The 14854-nt window shown below is 66.3% G+C and carries 11 protein-coding genes; 6 read left to right on the top strand and 5 right to left on the bottom strand.

What is annotated here, in order from left to right; genetic code table 11:
- Positions 1 to 16: 16 nt before the first annotated feature.
- The gene (locus AC2YJX_RS13130) at positions 17 to 1234 is read right to left on the bottom strand and encodes a D-amino acid dehydrogenase (RefSeq protein WP_487256274.1); all 1218 of its coding nucleotides are present in this window, start codon (positions 1232 to 1234) and stop codon (positions 17 to 19) included.
- Between the two features lie 317 nt (positions 1235 to 1551).
- Between AC2YJX_RS13130 and AC2YJX_RS13125 the strand changes: the two genes are divergently transcribed.
- The 3 genes from AC2YJX_RS13125 (at position 1552) to AC2YJX_RS13115 (ending at position 4295) form a co-directional block, all read left to right on the top strand.
- Positions 1552 to 2442: an amino acid ABC transporter substrate-binding protein gene (locus AC2YJX_RS13125; RefSeq protein ID WP_121505700.1), complete on the top strand. Its 891-nt coding sequence runs from the start codon at positions 1552 to 1554 to the stop codon at positions 2440 to 2442.
- Between the two features lie 12 nt (positions 2443 to 2454).
- Positions 2455 to 3231: an aspartate/glutamate racemase family protein gene (locus AC2YJX_RS13120; RefSeq protein ID WP_487256273.1), complete on the top strand. Its 777-nt coding sequence runs from the start codon at positions 2455 to 2457 to the stop codon at positions 3229 to 3231.
- Positions 3232 to 3332: 101 nt separating this feature from the next.
- A complete protein-coding gene (locus AC2YJX_RS13115; RefSeq protein ID WP_487256272.1) occupies positions 3333 to 4295 on the top strand; it encodes an amino acid ABC transporter substrate-binding protein in 963 nt (320 codons plus the stop codon).
- Between the two features lie 25 nt (positions 4296 to 4320).
- On the opposite strand, the gene AC2YJX_RS13110 is transcribed toward AC2YJX_RS13115, so the two are convergent.
- Positions 4321 to 5211 (bottom strand): NAD-dependent epimerase/dehydratase family protein, encoded by an 891-nt coding sequence (locus AC2YJX_RS13110; protein WP_487256271.1) that lies wholly within the window; start codon positions 5209 to 5211, stop codon positions 4321 to 4323.
- Between the two features lie 105 nt (positions 5212 to 5316).
- On the bottom strand, positions 5317 to 7710 hold the full coding sequence (locus AC2YJX_RS13105; protein WP_487256270.1) for a sensor domain-containing diguanylate cyclase: 2394 nt from the start codon (positions 7708 to 7710) through the stop codon (positions 5317 to 5319).
- Positions 7711 to 7860: 150 nt separating this feature from the next.
- Here AC2YJX_RS13105 and AC2YJX_RS13100 point away from each other — a divergent pair, with 150 nt between their 5' ends.
- The 3 genes from AC2YJX_RS13100 (at position 7861) to arsA (ending at position 11756) form a co-directional block, all read left to right on the top strand.
- The gene (locus AC2YJX_RS13100) at positions 7861 to 8757 is read left to right on the top strand and encodes a dienelactone hydrolase family protein (RefSeq protein ID WP_228896651.1); all 897 of its coding nucleotides are present in this window, start codon (positions 7861 to 7863) and stop codon (positions 8755 to 8757) included.
- A gap of 286 nt (positions 8758 to 9043) precedes the next feature.
- Complete coding sequence (locus AC2YJX_RS13095; RefSeq protein WP_228896653.1) at positions 9044 to 9886, top strand: ZIP family metal transporter; 843 nt, start codon at positions 9044 to 9046, stop codon at positions 9884 to 9886.
- 52 nt (positions 9887 to 9938) lie between these two features.
- The gene (arsA, locus tag AC2YJX_RS13090; RefSeq protein ID WP_228896655.1) at positions 9939 to 11756 is read left to right on the top strand and encodes an arsenical pump-driving ATPase; all 1818 of its coding nucleotides are present in this window, start codon (positions 9939 to 9941) and stop codon (positions 11754 to 11756) included.
- Positions 11757 to 11891: 135 nt separating this feature from the next.
- Here arsA and AC2YJX_RS13085 read toward each other — a convergent pair whose 3' ends face one another.
- Together AC2YJX_RS13085 and AC2YJX_RS13080 are read right to left on the bottom strand one after the other, a co-directional pair.
- Positions 11892 to 12500: a hypothetical protein gene (locus tag AC2YJX_RS13085; protein ID WP_055400597.1), complete on the bottom strand. Its 609-nt coding sequence runs from the start codon at positions 12498 to 12500 to the stop codon at positions 11892 to 11894.
- 42 nt (positions 12501 to 12542) lie between these two features.
- Positions 12543 to 14669, bottom strand: a complete 2127-nt coding sequence (locus tag AC2YJX_RS13080; protein WP_487256269.1) for a catalase — start codon at positions 14667 to 14669, stop codon at positions 12543 to 12545.
- Between the last annotated feature and the right edge of the window lie 185 nt (positions 14670 to 14854).

Below are 14854 nucleotides of genomic sequence, written 5' to 3'. Positions count from 1 at the left end.
CTTCGCCCGCGCGGTGTCAGGCCGCGGGCGCTACCAATGCGGCCACCTGCGCCGCCGTGCCAAAGGCCAGCGTGAAACCCAGCGCACCGTGGCCCGTGTTCAGCAGCAGGTTCTCCGGTGCGTGGGGGTGCCGTCCCACCAGCGGCACGCCCGTGGGCGTGGCCGGGCGCATGCCGGTCCAGGGGCGCAGTTCACGGAAGTCGCTGCAGCCCGGAAACAGCGCGCTGGTGGACTCGCACAGGCTCTGGATGCGCGCTGGGGGGATGTGGTCGTTGTGCCCCACCAGCTCGGCCATGCCGGCCACGCGCAGCCGCCGGCCGATGCGTGCAAAGACCACCTTGCGCGCAGCATCGGTCACGTTGACGCGGGGTGCTGCGCCGGGAGCTTCCGTGGTGTCGAGCGTGATGCTGTAGCCCTTGAGCGGATAGATGGGCAGGCGAAAGCCCAGGGTCTTTGCCGCCTGGTGGCTGGCGCTCCCCAGGGCCAGCACAAATTGCTGCGCCTCGATGGCGCCCGCGCTGGTCTGGACGGCTGCAATGCGCCGCGCATGGTGCACAAAGCCCTCCACGCGCGTGCCCAGCACAAAGCGCACCCCGCGTGCCGCCAGCAGCCGCTGCAGTCCCTGGCACACCGCCAGGCAATCGGCCGCGCATTCGCTGGGGGTGTAGATGGCGCCTGCAATGCTGCGGTGGTAGTGCTGCAGCGCGGGCTCGATCTCCACACAGCGCTGGGGCGAGACGGCTTCCTGCTCGCTACCCCAGGCGCGCTGCAGTTCCATCTGCTGCTGCGCTGCGGCTAGGCCCGCAGGGGTGCTGTACAGCACGAGCTTGCCAGTGTTGGAGAAATTGCAGTCCAGCTGCTCGGCCTGCAGCATGGCTTCAAAACCTTGGCGGCTGAGTGCGGCCAGGGCCAGCAGGTGTTGGGTACTGCGCTCGGACGTGCGCCGGTTGCAGGCCCGCAAAAACTCCAGGCCCCAGCGCCACTGGTGCACGTCCCACTGCGGGCGCATCTTGAGCGGCGAGCGGGGCGACAGCAGCAGTTCGGGCAACTGGTGCCACAGGCCGGCATTGGCCAGGGGCTGCACATAGCTGTAGCTCAATTGCGCGCCATTGCCGCCGCTGGCGCCAGCACCGGGCTGGGCCTGGTCGATCACGGTCACCTGCATGCCGCGCTGGTGGAGCTCATAGGCGGTGGCCAGGCCCACGATGCCCGCGCCGAGGACACATACCTGCATCTTGTGTGTTCTACGTTGTTGGTTGACTGAAAGTCAATGTAGGGTGGGGGCGGGCCTTTGAACAATGCCAATGCCATGCGCAGCCATGCCGGGAAGTTATGCGTGTGCACCGATGGAAGGCACACAGCACGGAACAGCCGCGCGGAATGGGAAAAATGGCACTTGGATGGTGCAGCGGTGTGCACCAGATCGGCGGCATAACTTTTGGTCATGACGTACCCGTGCAAATGAATTGTTCAAGTGTGGCGCGAATTTTTACAGTGCCCCTGCGTTTCGCTTTTTCAACCGTCCACCTGATTTTTCGCAAAGGGATTCCCATGAAGCTCTCCGCCGTCACCTCCGCCGCCATCGTGCTCACCGGCCTGCTGGCCAGCGCCATGGCCAGTGCCGACACCCTCAAGAAGGTTGCCGAGTCGGGCAAGATCACGCTGGCCTACCGCGAGTCATCGGTGCCCTTCAGCTACCTCTCGGGCCCCGGTGCCCCGGTGGGCTTTGCGGTGGACATCTCGAACGCGGTGGTTGATGCCGTGAAGAAGCGTGTGAACAACCCCGCCCTCAAGGTGGAACTGCAGGCGGTGACATCGCAGAACCGTATTCCGCTGCTGACCAACGGTACCATCGACCTGGAGTGCGGATCGACCACCAACAACACGGCGCGGGGCAAGGATGTGCAATTTGCCATCAACTACTTCTACACCGGCACGCGCCTGCTGACCAAGAAGACATCGGGCGTCAAGAACTACGCAGACCTGGCCAAGAAGAAGGTGGCCAGCACCTCGGGCACCACCAATGCACAGGTGATTCGCAAGTACAACCGCGACAACAACCTCGACATGGACATCGTGCTGGGCAAGGACCATGACGACTCCGTGTTGCTGGTGGAAACGGGACGGGCGGAAGCGTTTGCGATGGATGACATCCTGCTGTTCGGCCTGATGGGCAACCAGCGCAACCCGGCCGATTGGACGGTGGTGGGTGATTCGCTGCAGGTGGAGCCCTATGCCTGCATGCTGCGCAAGGATGACCCGCAGTTCCAGGCGCTGGTCAACGGCGTGATCGGCGGGATGATGAAGTCGGGCGAATTCGAAAAGCTCTACACCAAGTGGTTCATGTCGCCCGTGCCACCGCGCAACCAGAACCTGAACCTGGCCATGAGCAAGGAGCTGCGCGAGAACCTGGTGGCCCAAAGCGACAAGCCCGCACAGTAAGCCGGAGCGCGCATGTCTTTAGTGTCTGCAAGCCACCCCCACGCCCCGCAGGTGGTGGGGATTCTGGGCGGGATGGGCCCGGCCGCCGGGGCTGACTTTGTGCGCCTGTTCGTGCAGGCCTGCACCGACCGCATGGAGGTGCTGGGCATTCCGGTGCACGACCAGGCCTACCCCGAGCACTGGCTGGCGCAGGTGCCCATACCGGACCGCACGGCCGCGCTGAACGACACGCGCCCCGGCGCGCACCAGCCCGCAGACCCCATGCTGCAGGCCACCGGGCGGCTGGCTGCGCTGGGCGCGCGAGTGGTGGCGATTGCCTGCAACACGGCCCATGCCTGGCACGGCATCCTGCAGCAGCGGTTTCCACAGATGGTGGTCTTGCACGGCGTGCAGGAGGTGGTGGCCGAGCTGTCGGCGCGCAAGGTGCAGGGCGTGGGGCTACTGGCCACACGCGGCGCCTACGACGCGGGCCTGTACCAGCGTGAGCTGGAGCGTGCGCGCATCGCCTGCTTTGTACCCGACGACTATGAGCGCGAGCAGTTGATGCAGGGAATCTACGACGGCGTGAAGGCGGGCAACTATCCGCTGGCGCGACAGCGCTTTGAGGCCGTGTCGATTGCGCTGCAGGAGCGCTACGGCGTGTCCACGCTGATCATGGGCTGCACCGAGATTCCCCTGGCGCTGGCGGAGCACCCCCGGCTCGAAGGGCTCTCGCTGGTGAATCCCTCGGTGGTGCTGGCCTCGGCCCTGGCCCGGCATGCCTACTGGCACATCCATCCTGCGGGCTGAGCCCAGCGCACTGCCGTCGGCTTGGTGAGCGGCCGAATCCTTTTTCTTGCCATGTCCTCAGTCTGCCTGGGGTGGCGACTTCTTGATTGAAGGTGAACACCATGACAGTTGCGACGGTCGGAAAAAGGCTGGGCGGGAGCATGAGCGCGGCCGTGCTTGCGCTTGCGTTCGGCACGGCGGATGGCGGCAAGGTGCTGGCACAGGCGGCGGCACCATCGCAGGCGGCGCCGTCGTCACCATCCCAGGGGAAGACGCTACAACGCATCCAGTCCAGCGGCGTGGTGGTCATCGGCCACCGCGAATCGTCCATGCCGATGTCCTATGTGGCCCACGGAACACCCATGGGTTACAGCGTGGATGTTTGCCTTCAGGTTGCGCAGGCGCTGGGGCGCCATCTCAAGCTGCGCGAGACCAAGGTGGCCTACCGCCTGGTCACTTCCAGCAGCCGCTTCGATGCCATTGAAAAAGGCGAGGTGGACCTGGAATGTGGCTCCACCACCAATACGGCAGCGCGTCGTGAGCGCGTGGCGTTCACCATTGCGCATTTCATTGCCTCGTCGCGCATCGTGGTGCAAAGTGACAAGCCGTATTCCCGCATCGAAGACCTGGATGGCAAGACACTCGCATCCACAGCGGGCACCACCAACATTGATTCGCTGGCGCGCGAGGCTGCCACCAAGTCGGTGCGCGTGCGCATCGAGCCCGCCAAGGACCACGCCGAGGGCTTCGGCTGGGTGGTCAGCGGCAAGGTCGAAGGCTTTGCGATGGACGACGTGCTGCTCTACGGCCTGCGCGCCAGCCACACCAAGCCACAGGACCTGAAGGTCATCGGCAAGCCCATGACCATCGAGCCTTATGCGGTGGCGTTTGAGCGCAACAACCCCGAACTCAAGGCCGTGGTGGATGCCGAGCTGCGCCGTTTGATCCAGACCCGCGAGCTGCACCGTCTGTATGACAAGTGGTTCACTCAGCCGATTCCGCCCCAAGGCATCAACCTGGGCATGCGCATGCCGCACCTGCTGGTGGATTCGCTCAAGTACCCGTCGGACTACGTGCCGCAGTAGGCACGGTGGCGCGCGGGGTGGGCCTTCAACGCCAGGCCGTAGCCACCAGCTGGCTGTAATGCACGCCTTTGCGCCCCAGCAACTGCTCGAACACGGCCGGATTGCCCACGTTGTCGCTGCCCAGCATGCTCAGGGTTTCGGTGCACCAAGGCACGCTGGGCACCGCATCGCCCATGCGGGCGCTGAGCTGCGTCAGCGCGTCGGGCAGGCGCAGCACGCGGGCGGGGCCGTGGCCCTGTTGTTGCCGGAGGCTGGCGACGAAATCTCCCATGGTCAGCGCTTCGGGCCCCGGGCATTCAATGAGGCCCTGGGTGGCCATGGCTGGTCCCAGCAGGGCAACGATGGCAGCGGCCAGGTCGTGCACCGACACGGGCTGCACGCGCGCCGTGAGCATCGGGCCGGGGAACAGCGCCACGGGCAGGCGGGCCAGATTCATGAACAGGGCGCTGCTGTCGCCGCCTTTGCCAAACACCACGCTGGGCCGCAGGATGGCGGGGTTCAGGGCGCCCCGCGCGGCCAGGGCCTGTAAATGCACGTCGGCCGCGCGCTTGGTGCTGGCGTAGCGCGTGGTGCTGCCTTCAATGCCCAGCGCCGAGATGTGCACCACCCGCCTCACACCCGCCTGAGCACAGGCGTTGAACAAGGCCACGGGGGTGTGCTGGTGGACGGCGTCGATAGGGCGTGCGCTGCTGTCGCGTAGCACGCCCACAGCGTTGACGACGGCGTCGATCCCCGCCAGGCGTGGCAGCCACGCATCGGGCGTGGTGTCGCGGGCAAAGTCCATGGGGATCTGCAGCGGCTGCGCGGTGCGCTGGCGGGGTGAAACCCCGCCGTGCACCGTGTGCCCTGCGCGGGTCAGTGCCGCTGCCACGGTGTGGCCAATGAATCCGGTGGAGCCGGTCAGCAGGATGTGCATCAACAGTGCCTTTGAAAGGAAAGAAGGTCGTCGGCGGGTGCGGGTTCTTGGAGCGGTGCACGAAAACGCTGAGGGCTCCGCTGCTGTCAGCGGCGCCGGGCCTGTTCATGCGCCCGGGTCAAACACCTCAAAGCGGTTGCGGCCCCCATACTTGGCGCGGTACAGGGCTGCATCGGCCGCCTGCACCAGTGTGTCAGACCCGGCCTCCGGGCGTGGGACCACACTCGCAATGCCCATGCTGAACGTGATGATGGGCGCCGTGGGGGAGCGGGGGTGGGCCAGGGCGGCATCCCGCAGGTTGTCCATGCAGCGCTGTGCCACGGTCACGGCCTCGGGCAGCGGCACGTCGGGCAGCAGCAGCACAAACTCTTCGCCGCCATAGCGTGCGGCCACCTCATCCGCGCGTCGGATGGTGGCTTGCAGCAGTTGGGCCACGCGGCGCAGGCATTCGTCGCCAGCCAGGTGGCCGTAGTGGTCGTTGTAGAGCTTGAAGTGGTCGATGTCGATCAGGATGACGGTCAGCGGCAGGCCGTGCCTGCCGCAGCGCATCCATTCCGTGGCCAGCCGGTCGTCAAAACGGCGCCGGTTGCCGATGCCGGTGACACCGTCGGTGGTGGACAGCAGCGCCAGCTTGGCGTTGGCGGCGGCCAGCTCCTGCTCCTTGCGCACCAACTGGGTCACGTCGGTGCGCACACCGGCAATGCCGCCCTGGGGGGTGCGGCGTTCGTCGGCCTGTACCCACCGGCCGTCGGTCAGGTGCTGCAAAACGGACTGGATGGCGGCCTGGTGGTCGGCCACACGTTGGGCCAGCCAGGCCTCTTCGTTGCCCACTGCGTCCAGGTACTGCCCGCGCTCAACGCCGTAGCGGGCAATCTGCTCAAAGGTGCTACCGGGCACGATCATGGGTGCCGAGATGGGGTACAGCCGTCGGTACTGCGCGTTGCACACCACCAGCCTGTCGTCGGCATCGAACAGCGCAAACCCCTCGGGCAGCGATTCGATGGCGTCCTGCAGCAGTTGCCGCGCCTGCTGGGCTTCGTCCTGCGCCGCTTCGAGTGCCTGGCGCTGCTCGATAAGGTCGGTGATGTCCAGGCGCACCGCCACCACATAGTTTTCAGGGGTGCGGGTTTCATAAATGTTGATCCAGCGCCCATCGGCCAGCCGCTGCACCAGGTTGGACGTGCGGCTGCCGTGCTCTGACAGGCGCTCGGCAATCCAGGTTTCCTCGCGGCCGTTGGCAGAGGGGACCAGCCCCCGCTGCACCGAATACCGCAGGATGTCGGCAAAGCTTTTGCCCAGATGCTCTGCGTAGTTCATGTGGGGGTACATGCGCGAAAGCTGCTGGTTAAATAGCACCAGCCGGTCCTGCTCGTCAAAGATCTCGATGCTGACGGGCAGGGCCTCCACCGCGCGCTCCAGCAACTGGCGCATGCGCTGGCTTTCCTGGCGGGCTTCCTCTGCCTTTTGGCGCTGCTCGATCAGGTCGCTGATGTCCAGCCGCACCACCACGGTCATGCCCGAGGGGGTGCGGCTTTCGTGCATGTGCATCCATGCACCATTGGGGTAGTGGCGCACCTCGGGGCCAGGGCGGTGGCCGCGCAGGGCCAGTTCGTGGGCCAGCCACAGCTCTTCCTGGCCGCGCGCTTCTTCGGGAATGCCGTGCTGGAGGCCTTCACGCAGCAGTTCTTCATAGGTCTTGCCCAGCGATGTCTGCACGGGCAGGTGCGGGCGCAGGTTGGCCATGAAGTTGTTGCACAGCACCAGCCGGTCGTTCTCGTCATAGATATCGAGGCCGGCGGGCATGGCGTCCACCGCCTCGTGCAGGCGGCGCTCTGCGCGTTCGGCGTCGGCCAGCGCCTGTTTCAGCGCGCGTTCCTTGTGCACGGTGTCGGTGATGTCGGTGCGCAGCACCACCACGCCGCCACCGTCGAGCGTGCGCTCGGTCAGCTGCATCCAGCGGTCGCCCCGAACCTCCTGCACTTCGGGGCCGCACGGTGATCGGTGGCGTTCCATGCGGCCCGCCAGCCAGGTTTCCAGGTCTGGTCGCGCGTCCCGGATCTCGCCCGAAGCGGCGGCCCGGCGCAGTACGTCTTCAAACCGTGTCCCATAGTCCACCGCCATCGTGATGCCCGGGGCCACCTCGCGGTAGCGTGTGTTGCACAGCACCAGGCGGTCGTCCGCGTCGTAGATGGCCAGGCCGTCGGGCAGGATGTCGAGCGTGGCCGACAGCTGTGCGCTGGCCTGCTGGGCTGCCTGCTGCGCAGCCTCTGCCGCCACCTGGCAGCGCTGCGCACGCCGTGCAAGCTGCCAGTGCAGGCCGGCCATGGCCCACAGCGCCAGCCCGGCAGCCACCAGCGCCGCGCGCACTGGCGCCTCCAGCACATGGCTGGCCAGCGCCCAGGCCAGCAGCCCCAGCCCACCGATGCCGCAGACCCCACACACGACCGCCGTCAGCAGAGCCGGAGGTTCTTCGCGCGCTGGCGGTGGAGCAGGGGGCATGGTTGGTAGGTCCCAGGTTCGCAGAAAGTCTAGCAGTGCGCCCCTGTTTGCGGTACCGGCAAATGCGGCAAGGCTCCAAACCGCCTAGACTGCGGCTTCCGCCCGTTACCGCCCTTGTTGGCCCCCTCTTCTTTCACCCTGGAGAAACCGATGCTCACTGAAGACCTCCACTCCGACGCACGCGCGCTGTTGCCAGGCCGCACCACCGAGGCGGGCGCCACCCGCCGCACAGCGCTACAGACCGCACTGGGCCTGGGCTATGCCGCAGCAGCCGCACCCATCATGGCGCAGACGGCCATCGCCACGCCCAGCGACGGCCTGACGGCCGGGGAGGTGAGTTTTACGGTCAACGGCTTCAAGGTGCCCGCCTACCGCGCAGCACCTGCCGGCAAGACCGGTCTGCCCGTGGTGCTGGTGATCCAGGAAATCTTTGGCGTGCACGAGTACATCGCCGACACCTGCCGCCGCTTTGCCAAGGCAGGCTACCTGGCCATTGCGCCCCAGCTGTATGCGCGCCAGGGCGACCCGTCGCAGTACACCGACATTGCCAAGCTCATGGCCGAAGTGGTCTCCAAGGTGCCTGACGCCCAGGTGATGGCCGACCTCGATGGTGCGGTGCAATGGGCCACTGCCAACGGCGGCGACGCCGCGCGCATGGGCATCACCGGCTTTTGCTGGGGCGGCCGCATCACCTGGCTGTACGCAGCCCATGGCCCCGTGAAAGCGGGCGTGGCCTGGTACGGCAGGCTGGTGGGCCAGGCCAGCGAGCTGACGCCCAAGCACCCTGTGGAAATCGCCCCCATCCTCAAGGCCCCGGTGCTGGGGCTGTATGGCGAAAAAGATACCGGGATACCCCTTGACACGGTTGATAAGATGAAAGCTGCCCTGGCCAGTGGCTCGCCGCAGGCCAAGGCATCGGAATTTGTGGTGTACCCCGACGCGCCCCACGCCTTCCATGCCGACTACCGCGCGAGCTACCGCAAGGAAGCCGCCGAAGACGGCTGGAAGCGGGCGCTGGCCTGGTTCAAGACGCATGGCGTGGTCTGAGAGGCTGAGAGTCTTTTGCCTATGCCCGCCTTGCGCGCCAAAACACCGCTGCTCGTCGTTGCAAATGCTCGCCATAGCCCGAGCTATGGCTGCGCTTTGCGCCTCGATCAGCTGCGTTTTGACGCACCTTTCGGGCTCGGGCAAAAAACTCTCGGCCTCTGAGCCGGTACCCTGCAATCCGCCCGCAGCCGCCCCCTCACCGGGGCGGCTTTTTTAATCTCGCGTCCGGGGCGTGGGATTTGAACGAAAATAAGCTCTGTGGCTTATCTATAAAGCGTAAGAAGCTATGACTTTAGTAGCAATCATCTTGGCCACGCTGGCTGCGGGCATTGGCAGCGTGTGGCTGGCCGCACTGCTGATGCGGCTGGGCCTGGGCGGGCGCACCGACAGCGTGGGCCCCCAGCACCTGCTGAGCCTGGCGGCGGGCGCCCTGCTGGCCACGGCCTTCATGCATCTGCTGCCCGAGGCGTTCGAGAGCCAGGCGGGCGCCCACGACCTGTTTGCCACCTTGCTGGTGGGTGTGGTGTTTTTCTTCTTGCTGGACAAGGCCGAGCTGTGGCACCACGGGCATGAGCACAGCCACGCACAGCCCTCCACCCACGGCCACGTCCATGCAGACCACGATCACGCCCATGACCACGGCCATGCGCACCACCATCACCATCACCACGGGCCGCGCTCTGGCGGATGGGCGGTGCTCACGGGCGACAGCGTGCATTGTTTTGGCGACGGTATCCTGATCGCCTCGGCCTTCATGGCCGACATCCGCCTGGGCGTGATCGCCGCCGTTTCAGTGTTGGCGCACGAGGTGCCGCACCACATGGGCGACCTGGTGGTGCTGCGCCAGACCAGCCCCAACCGCCGCATGGCGCTGGTCAAGGTGTCGCTGGCGGGCGCCGTGACGGCGCTGGGCGGCGTGGTGGGCTACTTCCTGGTGGGGCAGCTGCAAGACTTCTTGCCCTACTTCCTGGCCGTGGCGTCGAGCAGTTTTGTGTATGTGGCGCTGGCCGACCTGATTCCCCAGCTGCAAAAGCGCCTCACGGCGCGCGAAACCATTGCGCAGATCGCCTGGCTGATTGCGGGCATGGTGATCGTGACGCTGGTGAGCGGGGCGGCGCACGCGCATTGACGCCCTTGACCTGGCTCAAGGCCGCGCCAGGTGGTTGTGCCATTCTGGTGGAATGACTTCCCCCCACGCCGCCCCCGCCACCCTGGGCCTGCTCGCCCAGCCCACGCGTTTTCTGTTTTTTACGGGCAAGGGCGGCGTGGGCAAGACCTCGCTGTCCACGGCTGCGGCCATTGCCCTGGCGGATGCTGGTCGGCAGGTGCTGCTGGTCAGCACCGATGCAGCCTCCAATCTCGATGAAATGCTGGGCGTGCCGCTGTCCAACCAGCCGGTGGCCGTGCCCGGGGTGCCGGGGCTGCACATGCTCAACATCGACCCCGACACCGCCGCTGAGGCCTACCGCCAGCGTGTGCTGGCACAGCTGGAGGCCACAGCCACCAGCGACGAACGCGCGACGGTGCGCGAACAACTCTCGGGCGCCTGCACCACCGAGATCGCGGCGTTCGATGAATTTGCGGCGCTGCTGGCCAGCGAGGGCAGCGATACCGGCCATGTGTTCGACCATGTGGTGTTCGACACCGCGCCCACCGGCCACACGCTGCGCCTGCTGAGCCTGCCCAAGGCGTGGACCGGATTCCTGGCGGGCAATGACCGGGGCGCATCGTGCCTCGGGCCGCACTCGGGCCTGAAGATGCAGGAGGCGCGCTTCAACGCCGCCCTGGCCGCGCTGAGCGACCCGGCCCTGACCACCGTGGTGCTGGTCACCCGCCCCGACCCCCGTCCCATGCAGGAGGCCGCGCGCACCGCGCTGGAGCTGCGCGCCCTCGGCCTGGCCAACCAGCGCCTGGCCATCAACGGCGTGTTCCATGCCAGCCGACCGGGGCAGGACGCGGTGGCCGACGCCATTGAGTCCCTAGGCCGCGAAGCCATGGACCAGATGCCCGATGCGCTGGCCCAGTTGCCACGCGACGAGGTGCCGCTGCGCGCCTTTGACACCGTGGGCCTGCCCGCGCTGCGGGCATTGCTGGGGGGCGGCGATGTGCCATTGGGCGCGCCTGCCTCCACGGCGGGTGTGCTGTTGCAGGCCGAACCCCTCTCGTCCCTGGCAGATGCACTGGCCGCCAAGGGCCACGGCCTCATCATGGTGATGGGCAAGGGCGGCGTGGGCAAGACCACCATCGCCGCCGCGCTGGCCGTGGGCCTGGTGCAGCGCGGGCACAGCGTCCACCTCACCACCACCGACCCGGCAGCCCATGTGCAAGCCCAGCTCGACGGCAGCCTGCCCGGCCTGAAAGTGGGCCGCATCGACCCGCACGCAGAGACACAGGCCTACATCGACAAGATCATGGCCACGCGCGGCAAGGCCCTGGACGACGCGGGCCGCGCCCTGCTGCTGGAAGACCTGCAATCGCCATGCACCGAAGAGGTGGCCGTGTTCCATGCCTTCAGCCGCGTGGTCAACGAAGCGCGCAGCGCCTTTGTGGTGCTGGACACGGCGCCCACCGGCCACAGCCTGCTGCTGATGGACGCCACCGGCGCCTACCACCGGCAGATGACGCAGCAGTACGAAGGCAGCGCAAACTCCAAACACATCATCACCCCGCTCATGCGCCTGCAGGACGCTGACATGACCCATGTGGTCATCGTCACGCTACCCGAAGTCACCCCCGTGAGCCAGGCGGCAGCGCTGCAGGACGACCTGCGCCGCGCCCACATCGAGCCCTGGGCCTGGGTCATCAACAAAAGCGTGGCGGCCACGGGCACCAGCGACCCGCTGCTGCAGGCCCGCCTGGTGGGCGAACAGCAGCAGGCCGCACGCATTGCCAATGGCCTGGCGCAGCGCACTTATGTGCTGCCCTGGCTGGCTACGCCGCCGGTGGGGGTGGCTGCACTGGGCCAACTGGCGTCGGCGCCCCCAGCCACGATCCGTTGAGGCAAACAGGAATAGGGAATGGGGGGCAAGTGCCAAAGAAAAATAGCCGCCAGCGCTTATCAGTAAAGCGCAAGCAGCTATATTTTTAATAGCGAATGCCGGGCAGTGTGCCACCGCCTTGCGGCATTGCTGCGGTCAGAGCATGGTTTCGCGCTGTTGCTCTGCGCGCGATGCGCCAATGGCGGTTTCCACGTTCTTGACCTCTTCGGGCGGGGGCAGCACGGCAGGCAGGCCCAGCGCCTCCAGGGCCAGCTCGCGGCACCAGCCCTTGGTGTGGTACAGGTGGTGGTCCTCGTCTTTCTCCACCGCCTTGTGGGCCGATTTCAACGTCTGGCCCACGTCGCCCGTGGCCACCTCGGCCACCTTGCCCAGCAGCTCCCAATTGGCGTGGTCTTTCGTCTCGGCGTGCACTACGCATTCACAGGCCACCAACTGGGCGGCGGCGGGGTTGCCCCCCTGTTTGGCCAGCAGCATGGCCTTGACCAGGGATTCGCCGATGTGTTTGACCACCGCCCGACTGGGCGACTGCGCATCGGGGTCCAGCCCCAGGGTGTCGCACAGGCTGCGCACCACATCCTGGTGGGTCAAGGTTTCTTCCAGATAGCTTTCCCATTCCTTCTTGAGATCGGGGTTCACGGCACAGGTGAGCGCGGTGCGGTACACCTGCTCGCCGCCGAGTTCGGTTTCCATCATCTGGAGCACAAGATCATCAAGCTGGTGGCTGTCATAGTGGGCTTTGGGCATGATTTCTCCTTGGGTGGTGGGGTTGGGAACGGGATGGATGCGTCATGCGAGGGTGCGGACCTTGGGTTCGCGCTCCCACTGGCGGGTCTGTGCGGCGGCGATGAAGCCCTGCGCGTCGGCGGGGTCCACCACGCCTGCGTCGGGCTCGATGCCACCGGCTTGCAGGATCGCCTGGGTGCCCTTGCAGGCGGCAATCGCCTTGAGGTGGCCGAACGCGTCGCGGAACCAGTCCACGGCGGCGGCCTCTTTGGCCAGCAGTGCGCCCATGTCGGGCGACAGGATGGAGGCCACAGCGTCAAACACAACCGATGGCGTGCCTTGCAGCTGTCCGTCGGCGGGCAACAGCGTGCCGTCTTTCAGCACGGCTCCGCCCACCTTGGGCGACACGATCTTGACGGTGGCGCCCACCTTCTCCAGCGCCTTGCGCAGGTTGGCCACCGTGTTGCCGTTGGAGCCATCGGCCACCAGGATGCCGATGCAGCGCCCTTGCAGCGTGGGCTTCATGCGGTCGATGATGCGCAGCGCGGGTGACGGAGGCAGGTCCTGCACTGGCTCGGCGGCAGTCGGGGCGGGTGGCAGCGCCTGCATGCCCAGGCCGTCGGCTACACGCTGGGCGAGGTCGGTGTCTACATGCTGCAGGTGGCCCACCACGGCTTCACGCACATGCACGGTGGCTACCTTGGACAGCTCGAATACCAAGGCCGACGCCATGTGGGCCTGCTCCAGCGGGCTCTGGCTGCGAAAGAACATGCGCGCCTGGCTGTAGTGGTCGGCAAAGCTCTCGGGGCGGATGCGGCCTTTTCCTCGGCCATCGCCGTCGTCGGCCTGAGCGAAGTGGCGGAAGCCTTGTGCCAGTGAGGCGCGTGGCGTGTCACCCTGCAGGCTGCTGGGTTCGTAGGCAACGCGGCCCTTGGGCACCTGCATCTGCATGTGACCGTCGCGCTGCATGTTGTGGAACGGGCACTTGGGCGCATTGATGGGGATCTGCGTGAAGTTGGGCCCGCCCAGGCGGGACAGCTGCGTGTCCACGTACGAGAACAGGCGGCCCTGCAGCAGCGGGTCGTTGCTGAAGTCGATGCCAGGCGGCACGTTGGCGGGGCAAAACGCCACCTGCTCGGTTTCTGCAAAGAAGTTGTCGGGCCAGCGGTTGAGCACCATGCGGCCAACAGGCTGCAGGGGCACCAGTTCTTCGGGGATGAGCTTGGTGGGGTCCAGGTGGTCGAACGGGAAGCGCTCGGCGTCTTCTTCGGTGAAGAGCTGCACCGACAGCTCCCATTCCGGGAAGTCGCCCGCCTCGATGGCTTCGAACAGGTCGCGCCGGTGGAAGTCGTTGTCGGCCGATTGCAGCTTGACGGCTTCGTCCCACACCGTGGACTGGATGCCCAGCTTGGGGCGCCAGTGGAACTTAACGAACGTGCTGTCGCCCGCAGCATTGACGAGCCGGAAGCTGTGCACGCCAAACCCCTCCATCATGCGCAGGCTGCGCGGGATGGTGCGGTCGCTCATGGCCCACATGATCATGTGCATGGTTTCGGGCATCAGCGAGACAAAGTCCCAGAAGGTGTCGTGCGCACTGGCCGCCTGGGGGAACGCGCGGTCGGGTTCCATCTTCACCGCGTGCACCAGGTCCGGGAACTTCATCGCATCCTGGATGAAGAACACGGGGATGTTGTTGCCTACCAGGTCCCAGTTGCCTTCGGGCGTGTAGAACTTGACGGCAAAGCCGCGCACGTCACGCGGTGTGTCCACCGATCCCGCGCCGCCTGCCACGGTCGAAAAGCGCGTGAACACGGGCGTCTGCACGCCCACTTCCGTCAGCACCTTGGCAGTGGTGTATTGCTTGAGCGAATGCGTGAGTTCAAAGAAACCGTGGGCTGCGGAGCCGCGCGCATGCACGATGCGCTCGGGGATGCGCTCGTGGTCAAAGTGCGTGATCTTCTCGCGCAGGATGAAGTCTTCGAGCAGCGTGGGGCCGCGTGGCGACGGGCGCAGGGAATTCTGGTTGTCTGCCACCGGGATGCCCTGCTGCGTGGTCAGCACCGGGTGCTTGCCCCCGGCTTGCTGCTGCAACTCGCCTGCGTTGCCGCGAAAGGTGTCTGACTGGGTGGAAGAGGGCAGGGCAGACGGCGATTTTTTTGCCGCGCCGCGCGAAGTGGGGGTTTGGGCCATGGGCGCTCCTGGGGGTTCTGGGTAATGAAACAAGACCAACCAACATCGTTGGACCCCCGTGCTTTTCGAGGAGTAGGACGCCGCCCCATCCGGGCGTCGTCGTCGTCAGGCAATGGCCCGTTGCCTGTGCGCTAAAGCCTCTCGGTGTTTGCTACGCTTGCGCCCATCCTGCAGGGCCCATTGCC

The organism is Acidovorax sp. SRI_002 (assembly GCF_057586455.1).
Note: the sequence above shows the minus strand (reverse complement) of the source record. Positions and strands in the feature narration are given on the sequence as shown.

Coding starts and splice junctions, on each gene's coding strand:
- AC2YJX_RS13100 (WP_228896651.1), top strand. CDS start 7,861: ATGCTCACTGAAGACCTCCACTCCGACGCACGCGCGCTGTTGCCAGGC.
- arsA (WP_228896655.1), top strand. CDS start 9,939: ATGACTTCCCCCCACGCCGCCCCCGCCACCCTGGGCCTGCTCGCCCAG.
- AC2YJX_RS13085 (WP_055400597.1), bottom strand. CDS start 12,500: ATGCCCAAAGCCCACTATGACAGCCACCAGCTTGATGATCTTGTGCTC.
- AC2YJX_RS13130 (WP_487256274.1), bottom strand. CDS start 1,234: ATGCAGGTATGTGTCCTCGGCGCGGGCATCGTGGGCCTGGCCACCGCC.
- AC2YJX_RS13125 (WP_121505700.1), top strand. CDS start 1,552: ATGAAGCTCTCCGCCGTCACCTCCGCCGCCATCGTGCTCACCGGCCTG.
- AC2YJX_RS13110 (WP_487256271.1), bottom strand. CDS start 5,211: ATGCACATCCTGCTGACCGGCTCCACCGGATTCATTGGCCACACCGTG.
- AC2YJX_RS13115 (WP_487256272.1), top strand. CDS start 3,333: ATGACAGTTGCGACGGTCGGAAAAAGGCTGGGCGGGAGCATGAGCGCG.
- AC2YJX_RS13105 (WP_487256270.1), bottom strand. CDS start 7,710: ATGCCCCCTGCTCCACCGCCAGCGCGCGAAGAACCTCCGGCTCTGCTG.
- AC2YJX_RS13080 (WP_487256269.1), bottom strand. CDS start 14,669: ATGGCCCAAACCCCCACTTCGCGCGGCGCGGCAAAAAAATCGCCGTCT.
- AC2YJX_RS13120 (WP_487256273.1), top strand. CDS start 2,455: ATGTCTTTAGTGTCTGCAAGCCACCCCCACGCCCCGCAGGTGGTGGGG.
- AC2YJX_RS13095 (WP_228896653.1), top strand. CDS start 9,044: ATGACTTTAGTAGCAATCATCTTGGCCACGCTGGCTGCGGGCATTGGC.